Origin of the sequence: Imperialibacter sp. EC-SDR9, assembly GCF_902498805.1 — a bacterium.
In the GTDB taxonomy this organism is placed as follows: Bacteria; Bacteroidota; Bacteroidia; order Cytophagales; family Cyclobacteriaceae; genus Imperialibacter.
In genome coordinates, this window is sequence record NZ_LR701586.1 from 80,436 (window position 1) to 101,402 (window position 20,967).

15 protein-coding genes are annotated in these 20,967 nt (G+C 46.4%); 9 read left to right on the forward strand and 6 right to left on the reverse strand.

Translation table 11 applies throughout. The features are described from left to right. The first annotated feature begins 30 nt into the window (after positions 1–30). The 4 genes from GC130_RS14840 to fabD all read left to right on the forward strand — a co-directional run bounded on the left by GC130_RS14840 (position 31) and on the right by fabD (position 7,122). Positions 31–2,868, forward strand: a complete 2,838-nt coding sequence (locus GC130_RS14840) for a gliding motility-associated C-terminal domain-containing protein (protein ID WP_151999117.1) — start codon at positions 31–33, stop codon at positions 2,866–2,868. Further along, on the forward strand, positions 2,847–3,284 hold the full coding sequence (locus GC130_RS14845; RefSeq protein ID WP_151999118.1) for a thiol-disulfide oxidoreductase DCC family protein: 438 nt from the start codon (positions 2,847–2,849) through the stop codon (positions 3,282–3,284). Before GC130_RS14840 ends, GC130_RS14845 begins: the two co-directional genes overlap by 22 nt. A gap of 88 nt (positions 3,285–3,372) precedes the next feature. Continuing rightward, positions 3,373–6,168 (forward strand): gliding motility-associated C-terminal domain-containing protein, encoded by a 2,796-nt coding sequence (locus tag GC130_RS14850; protein WP_151999119.1) that lies wholly within the window; start codon positions 3,373–3,375, stop codon positions 6,166–6,168. Between the two features lie 78 nt (positions 6,169–6,246). After that, a complete protein-coding gene (gene fabD / locus GC130_RS14855; RefSeq protein WP_151999120.1) occupies positions 6,247–7,122 on the forward strand; it encodes an ACP S-malonyltransferase in 876 nt (291 codons plus the stop codon). Positions 7,123–7,206: 84 nt separating this feature from the next. Here fabD and GC130_RS14860 read toward each other — a convergent pair whose 3' ends face one another. The 5 genes from GC130_RS14860 to GC130_RS14880 all read right to left on the reverse strand — a co-directional run bounded on the left by GC130_RS14860 (position 7,207) and on the right by GC130_RS14880 (position 11,191). Further along, the gene (locus tag GC130_RS14860; RefSeq protein WP_151999121.1) at positions 7,207–7,557 is read right to left on the reverse strand and encodes a hypothetical protein; all 351 of its coding nucleotides are present in this window, start codon (positions 7,555–7,557) and stop codon (positions 7,207–7,209) included. Positions 7,558–7,642: 85 nt separating this feature from the next. Next, positions 7,643–9,454 carry a translational GTPase TypA gene (typA, locus tag GC130_RS14865; RefSeq protein ID WP_151999122.1) on the reverse strand — a complete coding sequence of 604 codons (1,812 nt, stop codon included), beginning with the start codon at positions 9,452–9,454 and terminating at the stop codon, positions 7,643–7,645. 112 nt (positions 9,455–9,566) lie between these two features. After that, complete coding sequence (locus GC130_RS14870) at positions 9,567–9,881, reverse strand: MmcQ/YjbR family DNA-binding protein (RefSeq protein WP_151999123.1); 315 nt, start codon at positions 9,879–9,881, stop codon at positions 9,567–9,569. A gap of 4 nt (positions 9,882–9,885) precedes the next feature. Then, positions 9,886–10,317 (reverse strand): VOC family protein, encoded by a 432-nt coding sequence (locus GC130_RS14875; protein WP_151999124.1) that lies wholly within the window; start codon positions 10,315–10,317, stop codon positions 9,886–9,888. A gap of 64 nt (positions 10,318–10,381) precedes the next feature. After that, a complete protein-coding gene (locus tag GC130_RS14880; protein ID WP_151999125.1) occupies positions 10,382–11,191 on the reverse strand; it encodes an AraC family transcriptional regulator in 810 nt (269 codons plus the stop codon). Between the two features lie 172 nt (positions 11,192–11,363). Here GC130_RS14880 and metG point away from each other — a divergent pair, with 172 nt between their 5' ends. Then, positions 11,364–13,433: a methionine--tRNA ligase gene (gene metG, locus GC130_RS14885; protein ID WP_151999126.1), complete on the forward strand. Its 2,070-nt coding sequence runs from the start codon at positions 11,364–11,366 to the stop codon at positions 13,431–13,433. A 67-nt stretch (positions 13,434–13,500) separates the two neighbouring features. Here the strand turns inward: metG and GC130_RS14890 are convergent, their stop codons facing one another. Further along, on the reverse strand, positions 13,501–13,887 hold the full coding sequence (locus GC130_RS14890; RefSeq protein WP_151999127.1) for a GxxExxY protein: 387 nt from the start codon (positions 13,885–13,887) through the stop codon (positions 13,501–13,503). Between the two features lie 357 nt (positions 13,888–14,244). Between GC130_RS14890 and GC130_RS14895 the strand changes: the two genes are divergently transcribed. The 4 genes from GC130_RS14895 (at position 14,245) to GC130_RS14910 (ending at position 20,963) form a co-directional block, all read left to right on the forward strand. Continuing rightward, the gene (locus GC130_RS14895; RefSeq protein ID WP_151999128.1) at positions 14,245–15,222 is read left to right on the forward strand and encodes a pyruvate dehydrogenase complex E1 component subunit beta; all 978 of its coding nucleotides are present in this window, start codon (positions 14,245–14,247) and stop codon (positions 15,220–15,222) included. 197 nt (positions 15,223–15,419) lie between these two features. Next, positions 15,420–16,157 (forward strand): response regulator, encoded by a 738-nt coding sequence (locus GC130_RS14900; protein WP_151999129.1) that lies wholly within the window; start codon positions 15,420–15,422, stop codon positions 16,155–16,157. A 93-nt stretch (positions 16,158–16,250) separates the two neighbouring features. Further along, positions 16,251–19,934 carry a PAS domain S-box protein gene (locus GC130_RS14905; RefSeq protein ID WP_151999130.1) on the forward strand — a complete coding sequence of 1,228 codons (3,684 nt, stop codon included), beginning with the start codon at positions 16,251–16,253 and terminating at the stop codon, positions 19,932–19,934. 3 nt (positions 19,935–19,937) lie between these two features. Further along, positions 19,938–20,963, forward strand: coding sequence for a response regulator (locus GC130_RS14910; protein WP_151999131.1), 1,026 nt, complete (start codon positions 19,938–19,940; stop codon positions 20,961–20,963). The last annotated feature ends 4 nt before the right edge of the window (positions 20,964–20,967 follow it).

The following is a 20,967-nucleotide window of genomic DNA, read 5'->3' on the forward strand; positions in this document are numbered from 1 at the left end:
TGGTTGATAGAAACCCGTCGACAACAACCTATGTTGAAAAAGTTAATACTGACGCTGAGTGCAGGGCTGATCTTTCTTCTGTCGTCCACTTCAAATGTATCTGCCACCCACATCAGGGCCGGTGAGATTATCGCCCGCAGAATCTCCAATTCCAGCCTTGAGTTCGAGTTTTCGATTATTGGATATACAGATACCGGTTCGACGGTGAAATTTGGCGGGGGTGATATTGATTTTGGTGATGGAACGGTGCTGAATGTTGAGTCGGAAGCCGACCCTGTTGTCACCATCAATTTGGGTGACGAAGTGGCGTCAAATGTGTTTACCATTCGCCATACCTATCAGGCGCCTGGTGTTTATACAGTTCGTTTCAGAGAGTTTTATCGCAACGCTGGTGTGGTGAATATGGCCAACAGTGTAGAAACTCCATTTTATACTGAGACGCAGCTTATCATCGACCCTTTTTATGGACTCAACAATACGCCTGTATTGCTGGTGCCACCAGTCGACAGGGGTGCAGTTGGTGCCACCTTCATCCACAACCCTGGTGCCTACGACCCCGATGGAGACAGCCTTTCCTACAGGATATCAGTACCCAAAAGAAATTATAACGATACAGTATTTGACTACAGAAGCCCTATCGATCCTAAGTTTTATACCAAGGTAGACTACGCTACCGCTAATCAAAACCAAGACGGCCCTCCTACCTTTTCGCTCGACCCTGTTTCGGGCAATCTTGTGTGGGATGCGCCTGGATTGAGAGGCGAATACAACGTAGCCTTTATTGTGGAAGAGTGGCGAAATGTGCTGGGCACCTGGGTAAAATTGGGGTATGTAACCAGGGATATGCAGATCATTATTGAAGATTCTGAGAATGAACGTCCGGAAGTCATTGTGCCTGAAGATATCTGCGTTGAGGCGGGTACACTAATAGAAGAAGATATTTTTGGCATCGATCCGGATGGGCTTCCTGTAATACTTGAGGCCTATGGCGGTCCTTTCGAGTTTCTTGGGTCTCCAGCCACCTTTTCTCCGTTTCCACCGGCCTATCAGCCGTCGCCAGGAACTCTGAATTTTACATGGCAAACGGTGTGTGGACATGTGCGTGACAGGCCTTATGAGGTGCAGTTCAAGGTGGTAGATACGCATCCGCCGCCAAACGCAGGTCCAAAGCTTGTGGATTTCAAAACCTGGAACATCACCGTGGTGGCACCGGCCCCTACCGGGTTAACGGCAACAATAAAACCTGACAAGGTCATAGCGCTTGAATGGGATGCCTATGAATGCGCCAATGCTGAGTATATACAGATATGGAGGCGGGTCGACAGTTACGATTTTACGCCCATAGACTGTGAAGTGGGCATGCCTGACTATGCCGGGTATGAGCTGATTGATGTGGTGGATGACGGCGCCCGCTCGTACACTGACGACAACAAAGGCCAAAAACTGGATGTGGCGGCCAACTACTGTTACCGGCTGGTGGCTGTGTTTCCTACCCCGGGCGGTGGGGTCTCTTATGCGTCAGCAGAGGCCTGCGGTATTCTCGAAATAAATGCTCCGGTTATTATGAATGTGGATGTGAAGGCCACGTCAGTAGAAGCAGGCGAAATAGAGGTAAGGTGGAGTCCTCCGATTGAGATTGACCAGGCCAGCTTTCCGCCGCCGTATAATTATGAATTGTTCAGAGCGGAAGAGCTACAGGGTGAAAAGAACATGATAAGCCTTGGGGTGATTGCTAACGATACGGTGTTTTTGGATAATGGGTTGAACACCAGGGATGTAACCTATAATTACAGGGTTCATCTGGTGGATACCCAGGGAGGGTTGATCGATACTTCTGGTGTAGCTTCTCAGGTGAGGCTGGAACTAAAGCCATTGTTGCAATCTATAGAATTGACCTGGGATGCAGATGTGCCCTGGTCGAACAACACTCAGGACTACCCGATTCATTACATTTACCGCAACAGGGTAGATGAGAATGACCCAGGCCAGCTTGTTCAAATTGCCTCTGTGGACGTCAACGAAGAGGGCTTCTATTTTTGGGACGATGGATCGTTCAACGGAGTGCCGTTAAACGAGAATCTGGAATATTGTTATTATGTAACCACTCAGGGCTCTTATGGAAACGTGGCCCTGGCCGAGCCCCTGATCAATAGTTCGCAAATTATATGCGGGCAACCCAATGACAAGACGCCGCCTTGCGACCCTGTAAATTTTGTGCTTGACGAAAGCTTTAGCTGTGATGCAGTGCTTCAAAGCCAGTCTTGCGATTTTAGCGCCTTTAGCAACAAACTGAGCTGGGAAAAGGATTCCTCCGATGGATGCGAGGACGACGTAAGAAGCTTCAATATTTATTTTAGCGAAACTGGTGCTGAGGGTTCCTTTAACCTGATTGATAACGTTATTACTACTACCTATCGTCACGTTGACCTGGCTTCGTTTAAGGGTTGTTATAAAATTTCGGCCGTAGACCGATCTGGCAATGAAAGTGAGCTGAGCGAGGCCGTTTGCAACGACAATTGCCCTTATTTTGAGCTACCAAATGTATTTACCCCCAATGGCGACGGCAGGAATGATGTATTCAGACCTTTCTACGACGACGGAACGATCACAGGTTTCGACAGGGCGAAATGTATTCGGTTTGTTGATGCCGTGGTATTTACTGTATTCGATAGGGCAGGTAACGCTATCTACAACTTCACTTCTGCGGGCGTGGAGAACAGCATCCTGATTGATTGGGATGGCCGTACCAACGAAGGCTCGGAGCTTCCGTCGGGTGTTTATTTCTACACTGCTGACGTAACGTTTGACGTGCTGGATCCTAAACAAATGAATAAACAGTATAAGGGATGGGTGCAGATCATGAAATAGCAGGCATTCCCGACAGCCTGATCCTTTTTGACGGTGTGTGCAATCTCTGCAACTCTTCAGTCAATTTCGTGATTGAAAGAGACAGAAAGGCCATTTTTTCCTTTGCTTCTCTTCAGTCGGAGGCAGGGCAGGTGCTGTTGCGCAGTCAGGGTATAACCGATGCAAAGCTTGAAAGTGTGATGCTTTGGCGGAATGGTGTGCTTTACAAGAAGAGCCGGGCGGCACTTGAAATTAGCAGACAATTAGGGGGGCTTTGGCCTGTTTTGTATGTTTTCAGAATTGTGCCTGTCTTTCTGAGAAACTTCGTTTACGATTTTGTAGCAGCCAACAGATACAAATGGTTTGGTAAGAGAGATCAATGCCGTATGCCGGAGCCAGGACTTAAGAAGCGGTTTGTAGAGAGCGTACCTGCTTGAAAATGCACGTTAAAAGGAAGAGATAATTAACGGTAAATCCTCGTTGAGTTGTTATTACATGAGTTAGTCACTTAAGTAATTCCAGCTAATGAGAAGACTATTACCGGTATTTCTTTTGTTGCTTTTTTCCTGCACAGCGACATTTGCTACCCACATCCGGGCAGGCGAGATCACCGCCAGGCGTATTTCCAACGGTGCTCATACCTACGAAATAACTGTCATCGCCTACACAGACACCGGCTCGCCGATTCAGTTTGGGGAGGGGAATATCAGTATGGGGGACGGATCAGTTTATGCATTGAAAAACCTGGCTCCCAAGGAAACCATTCCGTTGGGCGATGATGTGGCTTTTAACAGGTTTGTGTTTACTTACACATACCCGGCACCAGGTGGCTATACCATCAGCTACCAGGAAAGTAATCGAAATGCGGGTGTTCTCAACATGGTGCGCTCAGTGGAGACTCCCTTTTACATTGAAACCATGCTGGCAATAGACCCAGCTTACAAGCTGAATAGCAGCCCCGTGCTGTTGGTGCCTCCGGTAGACCATGCTGTCGTAGGTGCACGTTTTGTTCACAACCCAGGAGCCTTCGATCAGGACGGTGATAGCCTGGCCTACAGGATGTGGTACCCAAAGCAGAACCGATTTGATTCTGTTTTTAACTATAGGAATCCCAACAATAGAATTTTTTACGAAGGCAGGGATTATTTTGCGGCTAACCAAGACCAGGACAGCATTCCATCATTTACACTTGACCCCATAAGTGGCGACCTTGTTTGGGATGCGCCAGGGATGGCTGGCGAATACAACATTGCATTCATTGTGGAAGAATGGCGCATATTTTTTGGTGAGTGGAAGCTTCTGGGCCAGGTAACACGGGACATGCAAATTATAGTAGAGGAGTCGGACAACAGGCCTCCGGATTTGATACTGACGGAAGATATTTGCGTAGAGGCTGGTACGCTCATACAAGACCAGGTAACTGGCAATGACCCTGAAGGAAAGAGGGTTTTGATGGAAGCTTTTGGTGGCCCTTTTGAATTTTCGAGTGGCAATGCTTCGTTTTCTCCTGACCCACCAGTTTATCAACAAACACCCGGAGCATTGAATTTTATGTGGCAGACTACTTGCAGCCATGTCCGGCGGCGTCCATATGAAATTCGTTTCAAAGTGACAGACGAGCCCGCCGATGGTGGCGCAAAGCTTGTGGACTTTGACACCTGGAACATCACAGTAGTGGCACCAGCCCCAACAGGTCTTACAGCAGACGCTGAGTCCGATGGAACAGTCAGACTTTCGTGGGATGAGTACACCTGCTCCAATGCTGAATTGCTGCAAATTTGGCGGCGGGTCGAGAGTTACGACTTTACCCCAGCCAACTGTGAGGTAGGCATGCCGGCATATGCCGGTTATGAGCTAATCGACGTGGTTGACGCCGGTGCTCTTGGGTATGCAGACGACAACCTGGGAGCCGGGTTAGATCCGGGAGCTTCTTATTGCTATCGGTTAGTCGCTTCTTTTTACGAGCCGGAGGGCGGCCTTTCCTATGTGTCTGCGGAAGCTTGCGCTATCGCCAGAGCTGACACACCAGTGATTACGCATGTAGATGTAGATGCTACTTCAGTTGAAAACGGGATAGTAAATGTATCATGGAGATCTCCATTCGATATTGATAAGGCTGACTTCCCCCCGCCTTATACCTATGAAGTGTTAAGAGCAAAAGGCCTGAGTGGCGATGATGAAATAGTAAGCCTTGGCACAACGCAGGATACAACCTGGGCCGATCAGGAGTTGAACACAGTCGATCTTCCCTACAACTATTTTGTTCGTCATTTGGGTGACAGCGGTCGGGTTGTTGGCGCTTCATCGGCTGCCTCCACCGTCAGACTTGAGTTGAAGTCAGACAGTACAAGTATTGATGTCAACTGGACGTTTGATGTTCCCTGGTCAAACAACTCAGAGGAATTCCCGAAGCATTTTATCTACCGAAATAATGTAGACCTGGTCGACCCCGATGGCTTTTACCTTATTTCAACTATAGATGTCACCGGTCAGAATTTTCATTTTGCAGATACCGTGGGATTGGTGCCTAAGACCGAGTACTGCTATTATGTAACCACCCAGGGTAGCTACGGGAATCCCGCAATCGCTGCTCCGCTCCTCAACAGGTCACAGATTATCTGTGGCTACCTCGATGACAAAGTGCCGCCGTGCCCGCCGATTAGCCTGGCGCTGGACGAAGCATTTTCCTGCGAGGCCCAGACTCAGTTCAGTGATTGTGGAGATAGCGACTTTTCGAATAGAATACTGTGGCAAAAAGACGCTGTGTTAAATTGTGAGGATGAGGCTGTTAGCTACAATGTGTACTTTTCTGCTCTTGGGGAGGAGGGAACCTACAACCTGATTGCTCAGGTGAACACCACAAACTTTACCCATCAAAACCTAAAATCTTTCAAAGGTTGTTACCGGGTGGCGGCAGTGGACGGGTCGGGAAATGAAAGCGACTGGACTGATCCGGTGTGCAACGATAATTGCCCCTATTTTGAGCTGCCCAATGTTTTTACTCCTAACAATGACGGGAAGAATGACTTTTTCATTCCTTATTACAATGATGGAACCATCGCCGATTTTGACTTAACGAGGTGCATGCGTTTTGTGAAGTCGGTCGACTTCAAAGTATACGACAGGTCAGGAAAGATGGTGTTCTATACCAATTCCCGTGGTGTTGAAGGCTCCATTTTTATCAACTGGGCGGGACAAACGGAGGCTGGGATAGACCTCCCTTCGGGGGTTTACTATTATGTGGCCGAGGTAGAATTTGATGTGCTTGATCAGCAGCAGGGGAGGGAAGAGTTAAAAGGCTGGGTTCAACTGGTTAGGTGATCCGTACATCCTCTTTTCAGGAACTGACATTTGTATATTCTTTGTAGCTTTGTTCGTTGAAACCAACTCACATCCTTTATGAATGCATATGTTTTCCCCGGGCAAGGGGCTCAGTTTTCCGGAATGGGCAAGGAACTGTACGATACCAATGAAAAGGCAAAAGCGCTGTTCGAAAAGGCAAACGAAATACTGGGATTCAGGATTACAGATGTCATGTTCAGTGGCTCTGATGAAGAGCTGAAGCAAACTAAAGTCACCCAGCCGGCCATCTTTATACATTCAGTGGTAATGGCGATGGTTTCAGATAATTTCAAACCTGATATGGTAGCGGGCCATTCTCTTGGCGAATTCTCAGCACTTGTTGCCAATAAATCGCTCTCTTTTGAAGATGGCCTTCGTCTTGTTAGCAAGCGGGCACTCGCCATGCAAAAGGCTTGTGAGCTTACGCCATCTACAATGGCCGCAGTGCTTGGCCTCGCCGACGAAAAGGTAGAGGAGGTTTGTGCTTCAGTCACTGGTGAAGTGGTAGTGCCTGCCAACTACAACTGCCCGGGTCAGTTGGTTATATCCGGTTCTTTGAAAGGGATAGAAATTGCTTGTGAGAAAATGAAAGAGGCTGGCGCAAAAAGGGCGTTGGTGTTACCCGTTGGCGGGGCGTTTCATTCCCCGTTGATGGAGCCAGCCAGACAAGAGCTCGCAGCCGCTATTGAGGCGACTCATTTCTCTCAGCCAATATGCCCGGTTTATCAAAATGTAACAACCAAAGGGTCGGTTAGTATCGATGAAATTAAAAAGAACTTGATTTCGCAGCTTACGGCTCCCGTAAAGTGGACACAGTCGGTTCAGAATATGGTAGCAGACGGCGCTGCTAATTTCATAGAATGTGGGCCAGGAAAGGTATTGCAGGGTCTGGTGAAGAAAATTTCACCCGAAGTTTCTGCTGGCAGCTTGTGATATGTAAATATTGAAAGCTGATATTCAAATTGTTATGTGATAAGCCATCAGGACACGGTCTTTTCTTGAATCTTTCACAAAACATTACATCACCTTCAATTCATCTAGCTCGGCTATCTTGTCGTCAAGGCGATGGAATAGGTGTTGAAAAAGGTCACTCACCCTGAATGTCAATTCTTTTGCACTCACGCTTTTGTCGCCTTCATAGAAACTTGTTACTTGAGTAAGTGCGTCCATGAGCTCCACATACTCTAGCGTATTGAGTGTAGAGAAAATCTTATGCTTTAGGTGAGAAAAGGCTGTAGAATCACCTTTTTCAATGCTTGAAGTTATTTTGCTCTGAGCTTTTTCAAACTCCTGGTACATAAATTCGAGTAGCTGCTTGTAGGCGCCAGGGCTGCTGCGATATAAGCTGTCTAGGTTTTCGAAGTTCATCACAAAAATAAAGGGATAACATTTACTTGTTATCCCTAAATTAAGCCTTTTGGCTTTTGCGGTTTACGAAATATTCAGCAGAACCTTACTCCGACATTTTAGCGTCCATGCGCTTGCGCTCGTTTTCATCAAGATAGATTTTTCTCATCCTGATCGAAAGGGGAGTTACTTCCACGTATTCATCTTTCTTGATGTACTCCAGTGCTTCCTCCAAAGAGAACCTTCTTTTTGGGTATATTTTTGCACTGTCGTCGGTTCCGGATGCCCTTACGTTGGTCAGTTTCTTGCCCTCCTGTATGTTGACCACAAGGTCATTATTTCTCGAGTGCTCTCCAATCACCATGCCGCCATACACTTCATCCCCTGCTTCAACGAAGAAAGTGCCTCTGTCCTGCAGTTTATCAATTTTGTAGGCCGTAGCACTTCCGGTGTCTACTGAAATAATAGAACCATTGATTCTGCCTGGTATTGGCCCTTTGTAGGGTTGGTAACTCAAGAAACGATGCGTCATAATTGCCTCACCTTGCGTAGCAGTAAGTACGCTATTTCGCAGGCCAATGATGCCACGGGCAGGAATCTCAAATTCCAGGTGCTGCAGGTCGCCTTTTGGTTCCATAATCTTAAGCTCAGCCTTCTTTTGCGTAGCGAGTTCGATCACCTTACCAGCAGATTCCTGTGGCACGTCGACTACCAGAAGCTCGATAGGCTCATTGCGGATGCCGTCGACTTCCTTGAATAATACCTGTGGCTGACCTACCTGAAACTCATAGCCTTCACGACGCATGGTTTCAATAAGAATAGACAAGTGAAGCACACCACGACCATATACCAGGAATTTATCCTCAGAAGTAGTCTCTTCAATACGTAAAGCAAGGTTCTTCTCAATTTCCTTGAACAAGCGATCTCTAACGTGACGTGATGTCACGAATTTGCCCTCTTTGCCGTAGAAAGGTGAGTTGTTGATAGTAAAGAGCATACTCATGGTAGGCTCGTCAATAGAAATCCTTGGCAGCGGCTGTGGATTATCTGCGTCGGTGATGGTGTCACCAATTTCAAAATCTTCAATACCAACAAGTGCACAAATATCACCAGCAGAAACTTCAGGTACTCTTAGCCTTCCCAGGCCTTCAAATACACTGATTTCTTTTATTTTAACTTTCTTAACAACTCCGTTTTTCTTGCAAAGACCCATAACGGTGCCTTCAACAAGTTTGCCCTGAAATACCCTACCGATAGCAATACGACCTGTGTAGGCGTTGAAATCCAGAGAAGTGATTTGCATTTGGGGTAAGCCCTCTCTCAAAGGAGCCGGAGGGATCACTTCCAGAATGGTATCCAGCAATGCTGTGATGTCTTCTGTTTTTTCTTTCCAGTCGTGGCTCATCCAGCCGTGCTTCGAAGAACCGTAAACAGTTCTGAAGTCAAGCTGATCTTCCGTGGCGTCAAGGTTGTACATTAGCTCAAATACCTGCTCATGTACTTCGTCGGGGCGACAGTTCTCTTTGTCTACCTTGTTGATCACAACGATAGGCTTAAGTCCCAGAGCAAGTGCTTTGCTAAGCACAAAGCGTGTCTGTGGCATAGGGCCTTCAAAAGCATCTACGAGTAACAACACGCCATCAGCCATTTTCAATACTCTCTCCACTTCACCACCAAAATCGGAGTGACCAGGTGTATCAATAATATTGATCTTGACGTCTTTGTATCGAATGGATACATTTTTTGAAAGGATGGTAATTCCTCTTTCTCTCTCCAGATCATTATTGTCAAGGATGAGATCACCAGACTCCTGGTTATCCCTGAAAAGCTTGGACTGGTGGATGATTTTATCAACCAAGGTAGTTTTACCGTGGTCAACGTGCGCTATAATAGCGATATTACGGATATTATTAGACATGTCTTATGAAATTCGCCCGCAAAGGTACGAATAAAACATGGCTAAAAGAAGCTATGTTAAGAAATAGTAATTTAAAAGACAAGGTAAGTGAGCGGTGAGTCAGGTGTTTACCCTATTTCTTCTTGTTTAGCGTTTCCCTGTAGGCTGTTTCTAGTGCATCTTTGACTAACTCTTCCGGCACTTTGTCCAGCTCAAACGTAGTCCAGCCTTGTTGCCCCCATTTATTTGGAACAGGGAACACCCCTTTTTCAAATTCGCAAAAAACCGATTGATCCACTTCATTGAACTTGATGTTGGCAGTGTGGCTGCTTTCATGAAGCGTAGCAAAGATTACCCTGGCTTTGAAGGCAGCTCTGTCGAAATGAGGCCGCTCTTCTACCCCAGGTAGTGAGAGGGCCATTTCCTTGAACCTGTCATTAGACACCATACGCTTACTGTTTTTTTTCGACTTGCCAGGGGTCATAAGAGCCGAAGTTCCACAGGTGACCTTCCAGGTCGTAGCAAGAGAAGTTTTTGCCTCCATAGCTCTCCAGCTTTAGCTCGATGGCCATCCGGGCGCCGTGCTTCTTCGCCTTTTCGTACAGTGCATCCACTTCACTTTCATCCAGCACTATGTAGGGGCTTTGAGTTTCAAAACTTCCCACGGCAGAAGGGTGCTTGATGAGCCTGCTGTAGGGACTTCCGCTGTCCTGGGTACCCACCATGATCATGCAGTTGCCAAGCGCTAGCTCGGCATGGCTTACCACGCCATTCTCCTCGGCGAACACCTGGTGTTTTTCAAATCCAAATGCATCGCATAGCCAATCAATGGCGCTAAGGGCTTCGTTGTAGCCGAGGCAGGGAATAATAGATGTAGCTTTCATAGTTCAAATTTTATGACCGCAATATTGAGAGAAAGAAGGGGTAAAAATTGGAAAAAAGCGACTTTCAACCTGCCCAGTTCACGGTTTCTGTTGTGTTGCCACGCAAAAACGCTCCTGGACTAAATCCGGCAAACTTTTTAAAATCTTGTATAAAATGCGATTGGTCGTAGTAGCCACATTGAAGAGCGATTTCTGTCAGCGACGGCCTGACCTGATTTAGCTCGGGGAAAACAGACTGAAACCGTACTACCCGGGAATAAAGCTTTGGGCTCATGCCTGCCAGCGCTTTGAATTTCCTTTCAAAATGCCTTTTTGAGAGACAGTGTCTACTGGCAAGTTCGTCGACGGAAACCTGGCCCTTCATTCGTATAATGTCTTTGATGGCATGTTCCAACGAATAAGGTTCACTTTTCACTTGCTGAAGCTTCGAATGCAGATATGCCGACAGGATGGCCACTCGTTGCTCATTGTTCTTTGCCGTCATTATTCTGTTTTCAAGCTCATCGCCCTTTTTTCCCATCACAGACCTGCTGTCCGGCATTTGATTGCTGACCTCGCAGGCTGGGATTTGAAATAAGGCCGGCAGCGCATGCGGGTAAAGGTATACCCCAAAGATGCCAAAGGTTTGGTCAGTAACGAAACGTCTGTACCTGCTAGTTTGCCCCTGAAATCCGGAAGTAAACGACTTGTCGGTCTTGTTTTGGCCCAGCACCTCCCGAAAAGTCCCCTGGTAGTGAAAAAGCCATTCGCTGCATCCATCGGCCATGGCACGGTGGATATAGTGACCACCGATTGGCACTTCAGCTTCGAGAGTCCAGAAAAACCGGACGTAGTCAGCGAGGGAATGCGGTGGAGGAATGGTTTTGTATTCCATGCGACAATACTTTAATGCAACTTGCACAATAGCTCTGGTTACTACAAAGTATACTATAAAAATGAAAGGAGATGTGGTCACCACTTACATTAGAGTAGTATAGCCAATAACTCTTACGGGAGCTTACACACTTAAGTACTTTCCCCTATCTTTGCAGCCCAAACCAAGAATAATGGCTAAGAAGACTTACAAAAGACACACCGTTACTGCTGCATTGATCTATGCCAATGGGCCTATCCATATAGGTCATTTGGCTGGCTGCTATCTCCCATCCGACATCTATGTGAGGTATATGCGCTCAATGGGGGAGGATATTGTGTTTGTGAGTGGAACGGATGAGCACGGCGTGCCCATCACGCTGAAGGCCCGCAATGAAGGAACAACCCCTCAGGCAGTGGTGGATAAATACTACGATATCATTAAGAACTCTTTTGCTGAGTTTGGTATTTCGTTTGATACCTATTCACGCACAAGCCGGGAGATTCATCATAAAACCTCGCAGGATTTTTTCCTTAACCTCTATGAGAAGGGGATTTTTGAGGAGCAAACCACCGAGCAATATTTTGATGAAAAGGCGAACCAGTTTTTGGCAGATAGGTATATAGTGGGCACATGCCCCACCTGTGGCAACGAAAACGCCTACGGTGATCAATGTGAAAAATGTGGAAGCACCTTAAGCCCTCAGGAGCTCGGCAATCCCCGTTCGATGCTGAGCGGTGAAAAGCCAGTGATGAAGCCTACCAAAAACTGGTATATGCCGCTGGACAAGCTGCAGCCTAAAATTGAGAAGTACGTAGACAGCCACCCCGAGTGGAAAACCAACGTATTTGGTCAGTGCAAAAGCTGGTTAAACCAGGGTCTGCAGCCTCGCTCCATGACTCGTGACCTCGATTGGGGTGTGAAAGTGCCCTTGCCAGACACAGAGGGAAAGGTGCTTTATGTGTGGTTCGATGCGCCCATTGGTTACATCTCCGCCACGAAGGAACTGAAGCCCGACAACTGGGAGAAATATTGGAAGGACGAGGATACCCGATTGGTGCACTTTATAGGCAAGGACAATATCGTTTTCCATTGCATCATTTTCCCTTCCATGCTGATGGAGCACGGCGATTTTGTGGTACCCGACAATGTGCCTGCTAACGAATTTATGAACCTTGAGGGCCAGAAGATCAGCACCAGCCGCAACTGGGCAGTGTGGTTGCATGAGTACCTGGAGGAGTTTCCTGGTAAGCAGGATGTGCTGCGTTATGTGCTTTGTGCCAATGCGCCGGAAACCAAGGACAATGACTTTACCTGGAAGGATTTCCAGACAAGAAATAACAGTGAATTGGTGGCCATCTTTGGCAACTTTGTGAACAGGGCAGTGGTGCTTACTCATAAATATTATGAAGGCAAGGTGCCTCAGAGGGGAGAGCTCTTTCAGTTTGATGAAGAAACGCTGGCTAAGTTGGCGGAATTCCCCGCAGTAATTGCTGGTTCTATTGAGCAATTCAAATTCCGGGAAGCGTTGGTGTCATTGATGGATTTGGCGAGGTTAGGTAATAAGTACCTGGCCGACACTGAGCCATGGAAGCTGATCAAGACAGACTCAGAGCGTGTGAAAACCATCATGAACGTCGCTCTGCAAATAGCCGCCACGCTACAGGTGGTATGCGAACCCTTTTTACCGTTTACTGCCAGCAAGTTAGGTGGCATGTTCAACCAGAAAGGCGTCAAATGGAGCGACCTTGGAAAAGGTGATCTTTTAGCGGCCGGGCACCAACTGGAGGCAGCGACGCTGCTGTTCGAAAAAATAGAAGACGATGTGGTGGAGGCTCAGATAGCAAAGCTGGAAGCAACAAAGAAACTAAACAGTCCTGCCGAAAAAGCAGGCGAAATAAAAAAAGCAGAAAAGATGGAAGTACCCGGGCTTAAGGAAGAGATAGTGTATGATGATTTCACCAAGCTAGACATGCGAGTGGCTACTGTGCTGGAGTGCGAAAGAGTGCCCAAGTCGGACAAGCTGCTCAGGTTTTTGCTCGACACGGGCATCGACAAACGCACGATCTTGAGCGGTATTGCCAAGCATTATCAACCTGAAGACCTGATAGGAAAGCAGGTAGTGGTGCTGGCTAACCTGGCACCCCGCAAAATGATGGGTATTGAATCGCAGGGCATGATTTTGTCAGCTGAGGATGAAGAGGGTAACCTGAGACTGTTGCAGGCCAATGCGGTGACAAATCCGGGAGCGACCATCAGCTGATTTTTAGTTGCTCGCAGAGACGCAAAGTCGCAGAAAAAAGGAATGCTCGAAGGCTTTGCTTGGTCTGCTATAGGTTATTGACAATCCTTATAATGCCGTTTTTTATTAAAGACTCGTTGAAGTTGACAAGCAGACCTAATTTTAGTCCGGTGAGCTTTAGGTAGGTCAGAAGCTGTTTTTTGTGCACATCAGCCAGCGACTCAATGGATTTAATCTCCACAATGACTTTGTCCTCAACAATCAAGTCTGCCCGAAAACCTTGATCCATCTTTATACCTTTCCAGACCACGGGTATGGCTTTCTGCTTTTCAACTTTGAGTCCCTCGGCTGTCAGTTCATGATGTAGAATGGTCTCATATACTGTCTCGAATAATCCAGGACCGAGCTGACTGTGTATTTCATATAGTTTATTTACAATAATTCTGGAAATGTCGTTTTCGTGTAGTGTTGTCATATTTATTCATTTTTTTGAACGTAAAATAGTGCATTTAACTCATATGTAAGGTATTAGTGTGCTTGGAGTGACATTTATTCAGATCCAATTTCAATTCGCTATGGATTCCCCGGCGCTTTTGAGTAGGGATCTCCTCTTCTGATACTCCTACACTTCTGCTGGAAACATTCTCTTCCCTTAGCGCCTCTGCGTCTCTGCGAGCCATATTCCTCCCTTAGCGCCTCTGCGTCTCTGCGAGCAATATTCCTCCCTTAGCGCCTCTGCGCCTCTGCGAGCAATATTCCTCACTTATCAAAATCCATGTTGTTTCTTGTACCAACCCATATTAACTTAGCACGCCGTTAGAAAGACTATACGATGAGAGAAATACAATTCAGAGAAGCCCTTCGTGAGGCGATGAACGAAGAGATGAGAAAAGACCCCAAAATATTCCTGATGGGGGAAGAAGTGGCAGAATACAATGGTGCCTACAAGGTAAGCCAGGGTATGCTCGATGAGTTTGGGCCAGAAAGAGTGATCGATACTCCAATCGCTGAATTAGGCTTTGGCGGACTGGGCGTAGGTGCCGCTATGAACGGACTGCGACCAATCATAGAATTTATGACTTTCAACTTCTCATTGGTAGCCATCGACCAGATCATTAATGGCGCTGCCAAAATGATGTCGATGTCGGGTGGGCAGTTCAATGTGCCTATCGTTTTCCGTGGACCTACAGGAAATGCAGGCCAGCTGAGCTCGCAGCACTCACAAAACTTTGAAAATTGGTTTGCCAACACACCTGGGTTGAAGGTGGTGGTGCCATCCAACCCATACGATGCCAAAGGCTTACTCAAGTCTTCTATCCGTGACGACGATCCGGTTATTTTCATGGAGTCGGAGCTGATGTACGGCGACAAAGGTGAAGTGCCTGAAAGTGAATACCTGATTCCACTTGGTACTGCCAAGGTGGTAAAAGAAGGAAATGATGTTACTATCGTTTCTTTTGGTAAAATGATGAAAGTGGCTTTCGAAGCTGCCGACGCCCTTCAGCAGGAAGGAGTTTCAGCCGAAATTATCGACTTGATGAGCGTTCGCCCTATCGACTACGATACAGTGGTGAATTCGGTGAAGAAAACCAATAGGTTGGTGATTGTAGAAGAAGCCTGGCCTCTGGCGTCTATTGCCTCAGAAATCACTTACCACATCCAGCGCTACGCATTCGATTACCTCGATGCGCCAGTAAGGAGAGTAACCAACCTCGATGTCCCACTTCCTTACGCCCCTACGTTGATTGAATTCATTTTGCCGAACGCAAAGAAGACGATTGATGCGGTGAATGCGGTGATGTATCGCTAGCAGAAATAATATTTGTCGAAAAAAAAAGGGCCGATTATTGGCCTTTTTTTTGTTTTTTTTACATACATTAAAACGACTTACGCTGCGTAAACTTCAATACTCTCAAACAATTCGTATCACAATTAGTTGATACGTATTATCAGCTATTGTCTATCCATCTTCTGTTGTGTTTAAATAAATTGTTGCGTGGAGGCAGTATGAAGAAAATATTGTTGGTTGAAGACGATGAAGCAATCAGGAACTCAGTTGTCGATTTATTCGAGGTGTCAAATTTCAACGTTAAAGCGGTTGACAATGGTAGAAAGGCGCTGAAATTACTTTCTTCTTTTGCGCCGGACGTTATCGTGACGGACATCATGATGCCCGAAATGGACGGAGTTGAATTGCTGAGTGAGGTAAAGCAGAATCTCAAATGGAAAGACATTCCTGTTATCATGCTGACGGCCAAGGTGCTTGTGGCCGACCGGCTCAATGCACTGAGCCAGGGAGCCGATGGCTACATTTGTAAGCCATTCAAAATAGAAGAACTTTTATACACGATAATTAACGTAACCAAACTGCGTGAGTCGGTGGCGATCAAAACGGCTGCGGGTCAAATCAAAGTGATTAATGGAACCAATCATTTAAGTTTCCTGGAGACGTTGAATGAAAAAATCGCATCACACCCTGATAAACAGCCGAACCTTGATGAAATGGCCGCTACTTTCCAGATGAGTCCATCTGGTTTTCAAAAAAAATTGAAACGCCTCACAGGCAGCAGTTTTTCTGAGTACGTCAATACTCAGAAACTGGAGAGAGCCCGTGACCTGATTCAAAATGGTCAATATTCAATGAAGGAGATAGCAGCGATGACTGGCTATCGTTCGGCCAGCTATTTTTCAACAGCTTTTAAGAGTTATTTTGGCAAATCTCCAACCTATTTCATTAAAAAATAGGTAATTGTTTTAACGAATAAAGACTTGTAGCTGCCTGAGAAGGTAAATATGTTTTATTTATGAAGCGTATTTAACCAATCATTTTGCGTTTTAATGTTCTCAGGCAATCACATTGACCAAATTCTGGATGTTGTTGGTGGCGAGTTCTCAGTCGGCCTGCTGTATCTCGATGAGTCGGGCAAGCCGCCCATATTGAACCAACTTTTCAAAGAACAATTTGGCCTTCCTCATGATGCATGCTGGGAGAGTTTTCTCGACATCGTCGACCCTTCATTTGAAGCTGAAGTGGAGCAATTTGTTAAGTACTCGCCATCCACTGGGCCTGCAGAAGTACGTTTCAGACTTTCCAATTCAGCCACTTCCAATACTTATTCGGCCAAGCGTGCTCACGTGGCGGGGAGCCAGGTCCTGATCATCAAAAAGCTGGAAGAAATTGCTGGCGAATCGTTCCCCGACAACAACCCGTTTCCTGTCATGAGAATTTCTTCTCATGGTCAGCTGATGTACGCCAATGAGTCGGCCCGGGAGCTTATGGAGGCATATGACTGTCAATTGGGCGCTGTGCTGCCAGCTGGGCTGTATGAAAGCCTGATGCAAGAAGATCACAGTTATGAATTAAACCGGGTAAAATTCGGAGACCGATTTGCTAATTTCAAAAAGGTACTTGTGCCAGGCACCGATTACCACCAGTTCTATGGTATCGACGTTACCAGGTTTGTGCTGGAAGAGCAGCGGCGGGACGCTGTGAGCGAGCAGCTCAGCGAAGAACTTAAATCCAAAAAGAAAAGCCTGCAGGAATCTTACGATATTCTCCGGCAGGTATATCAGAACGAGGGAATTGGGGTGTTTTTTATGGACACTCAGGGTAGTTTTATTAGTGCCAATGAAGCTTACCAGAATATGGCCGGCTACGCAGCCGAAGAGCTTTCGACGCTCAACTGGATGGATATTACACCGCCGGATGACCTCGATGCTTGTGAAAAATTGCTATTAGCCCTTACGAGTGAGCCTGGTGGAAAAACCACCTTTGAAAAACGTATTCTGAGGAAGGATGGATCTTACTTTTATGTGAAAGTATTCTCCAGCCTGGTCGAATCGGGTGAATATGGGACAGTCATTTTGGGGCTGGTAGTCGACATCAACGACATGAAGGATTATGTTCGTGAACTGGAGGAGGCCAAAGCCTACCTTACCGAAGCGCAGCAACTCGGGGGGCTGGTGTTTTTTGAGACCAATTTGACTACGGGCGAGATGAAATATTCCGACAGCCTTTATGGCTTCATCGGAATAGAGAAAACCAACACTCCGCTAACTTTTGATACAATGATTGCTGCGTTTACGGAGGATACCAAACGAGCTACTAAAAAAATCATCAGTGAGCTTGAAATGGATATTACTTATAGAAGGATCAACAGGATTTACCGTTTCAAAAATGGACTCGTTAAGCATGCTCAGCTAACACTAAGAAAACACCTGCAAAATGGCGACGTGAAAGTCAAGGGAACCATCTACGAGGTAACAAATGAAATCATCACTCTCCAGAGTTTGAGAGAAAAGGAAGCCACCATGCTAAAGGTGCAGAAGATGGCGGACCTAGGCTCGTTTAGTATGGAAATGGCTACAGGTGAAATCCGGTGTTCCAGCTACGTTTACACCTTCCTTGGGCTTCCACCGCAAAGTGGTTTGCTTTCGATAAATAAAGTTCAAGATGTTTTTGCGCCTGTTACGCAGAGAATGATTGCCGAGTTGGTCAATATTACCCAAACGGAAAATGAGCCGAAAGAGCGGATATTAACCTTTGTGTTTAAAGACAACACCGTGCGGCATGCCAAGGTGAAAGCTGAGGTGGTAGTTGAAGGCAATCGCAAATATGTGGACGGCATTCTGGTGAATGTGAGTAAGGAGATTGAGCTTGAACTAATGCTTGCCAGTAAGGCCGAGCTGCTCAACACTGTTCAAAGTTTGGTGAAGTTTGGCTGGTGGGAGAATGACTTTACGAGGGGTAAGGTAGTTTGGTCCGGTTATATGTACACTTTCTTCGAAAGGCCAGTGGAAGCCGGGCCATTTTCAATGGAAGAATATTTGGAGTGTCTGGTAGAAGAGGACAGAAAGTTCGTTACTGACCTTCAGAAAGGGGGGTACAGCGAGGGAAAGGAGCTCAAAAGCACCGTGCTGAGGTATTTGGTAAATGGAAACCTCAAATACACAATTACGTCGATCATGTACCGGAAAGACCCTTCTGGTAAAGTGGTGAGGATTGGTAGTATGCTTGATATCACCGATAATAAGGCTGTCGAATCGAACCTGCAAAAGGCTCGAATCCAACAGCATTCCATTATCAACAACAGCGCCAGCGCCATAATAATACAGAGCAAAGAGAATATGGTTGTAGAGGCAAACAAAGCTTTTTGCCAGCTCTTTGAGCTTGATTGTATGCCCAAAGATTTAATAGGTCTGCCAATTTCCAGCGTGTGTCGCTCGGTCAAAACCAGGTTTGCGCAGCCCAGCGAGTTGGCTGATACGATGAACAGAATTAACTTGGAAGGCAAAGACTTAAGCAATATCCAGTTCACACTGCGCAATGGGAAGGTCGTGGAGGCCGACTGGCTGATGGTCAGAGACGAGGAGGAAACGCTGGGCTATATGTGGAGCTTCAGAGACGTGACTTCCAGGGTGGTTATGGAACAAAGTATCCGGGATAATCTGAACAACGTCAACTCTCTACTGCTTGCTTTGGAAGATTTGATTGTCATATTTGATCAGAGCGGCCGCCAAAGGAAATTCTACTGCAATGATTTAGCGGAGTTTACATTTACAGAACAGAAGAAAAGCTTGCCCGATAAAGAGACGCTTCAGTTATCCGGGGACGAGCTTACTGATAATTTGAAAAGATCCTTCAGGGATATAAAACGGGGGAGTCAAAAAACAACTTTCGAGTTTACTGAACTGGGCAAATGGTTCAGATGTACGGTGAGCCAGTTTGAAACGGTGCAGGGTGCCAATTGGATGCTGGCCCATTTCAAAGATGTTACCAAACTAAAAAAGATATCGTTGGAGTTACGGGCCGCTTTAAAGGATCAGATTGAATCCAATCAAATGAAAACTCAGTTTATTTCTATGGCTTCTCACCAATTCCGAACGCCACTTACTGTGATTCTTAATAACATTCAGCTTCTCGATCTTATTAAGAAAGACATGGATCCGAGACTGAAGAAAGTTTCTGACCGGGTACAGGTAGAGGTGAAAAGGCTAACATCGTTGATGAACGACGTGCTCACGCTTGGCAAAATTGATTCCGGGCATTACCGTCCGAAAATTGGGCCGGTCAATCTGATGGATGTACTGGAAGTCAGCCTTGAGGATGCTCGGTTGGTTTACCCGGGCAGAACAATCAAGGTGGTGGCGGGCGATGACCTCGATAGCTATTCGCTTAAAACCGATAAGTATTTACTTGAGCATGTGTTTAGTAACCTGGTGTCGAACGCCATGAAGTATTCGGAAGGCAGTAAAGACCCGGAGATATATGTGGCAGGCAATAAAGATACTTTCATAGTAACGGTAAAAGACCACGGAATTGGGATACAAACCGACGAAATCGATAAAGTATTTGATTCATTTTACCGAAGCAAACATGCCCAGGGCATAAAGGGCACTGGCCTTGGTCTGGCGATTGTGAAGGAGTTTTGCAAGCTGATTCATGCAGACATCGTGGTGGATAGTCAGCCTGGAAAGTTTACAAAATTCACTGTAACCCTACAAAAGATGATAAAAGGATAACTTATGGAGAAGATTCTGATTATTGACGACGAAGTGAACATCAGAGAAAGCATCAGGGACTTTCTAGAGTTTTATGACTATGACCTTGAAATAGCTGCCTCAGGAGAGGAGGGAATAAAAAAGGCCCGGGAGTTTGAACCGGATCTGATTTTGTGTGATGTGAACATGGGTAAAATGAATGGCTATGAGGTGATCAAAACCCTCCGAAAGGACAACGCCATAGGCGCAACCCCATTTGTGTTTCTCACAGCAAAAGCCACCATGGGCGATTTAAGAGAGGGTATGGACCTTGGTGCCGACGATTACCTGACCAAGCCATTCGAACTGTCTGAACTGCTTCGGTGTATAAAAGCCAACCTTGAGAAAAACTCCAAAAGGGTCGTTTCTGACGAAGCGCTGAAAGGGCAGCTAAAAGACATGCAGGATAAGGTAGAGAAGATCAACTTCATGAATTCCCACGAGTTGAGAGCTGGTATCACCCGGATCATGTCGTTAAAGGACTCGCTAAAAAACGGAATATCGCTCGACAACTCCGAAGTATTGCGGGTGCTGGAGGGAACCCTGGAGCAAATGGATGCCACAATACATGAAATTGGAAAGCTGGTGGGCGGAGATGGAAGCAGGGCCACAACGGAAGATGCGAGTGACAAACAGATTGGTTCTATTGCACTGGTCGATGATGACGAAATCGTCTGTTTTTTGAATCAGAAAATATTGCAGCAGGTAGCTCCGGGGGTGAGTGTTTTGAAATTTACTCTGCCAACGGCTTTCGTCGAGGCTGTAGAAAGTGAGGAAGTTGCCCCTGACCTTGTGTTACTTGATATCAATATGCCTTTTTTGAATGGGTTTGAGGTGCTCGAAAAGCTTACGCAGCTGGGCTACAAAGGGGCAGTGGTGATGCTTAGTTCATCCATTCAGTTGGACGAAATTGAACGGGCAAAACAACACCCTCTGGTGAGCTACTATGAGCTCAAGCCACTCACTATCGAAAAAACCCAGATGCTTGCAGCAACCGTCAAGTTAGTGTAAAGAA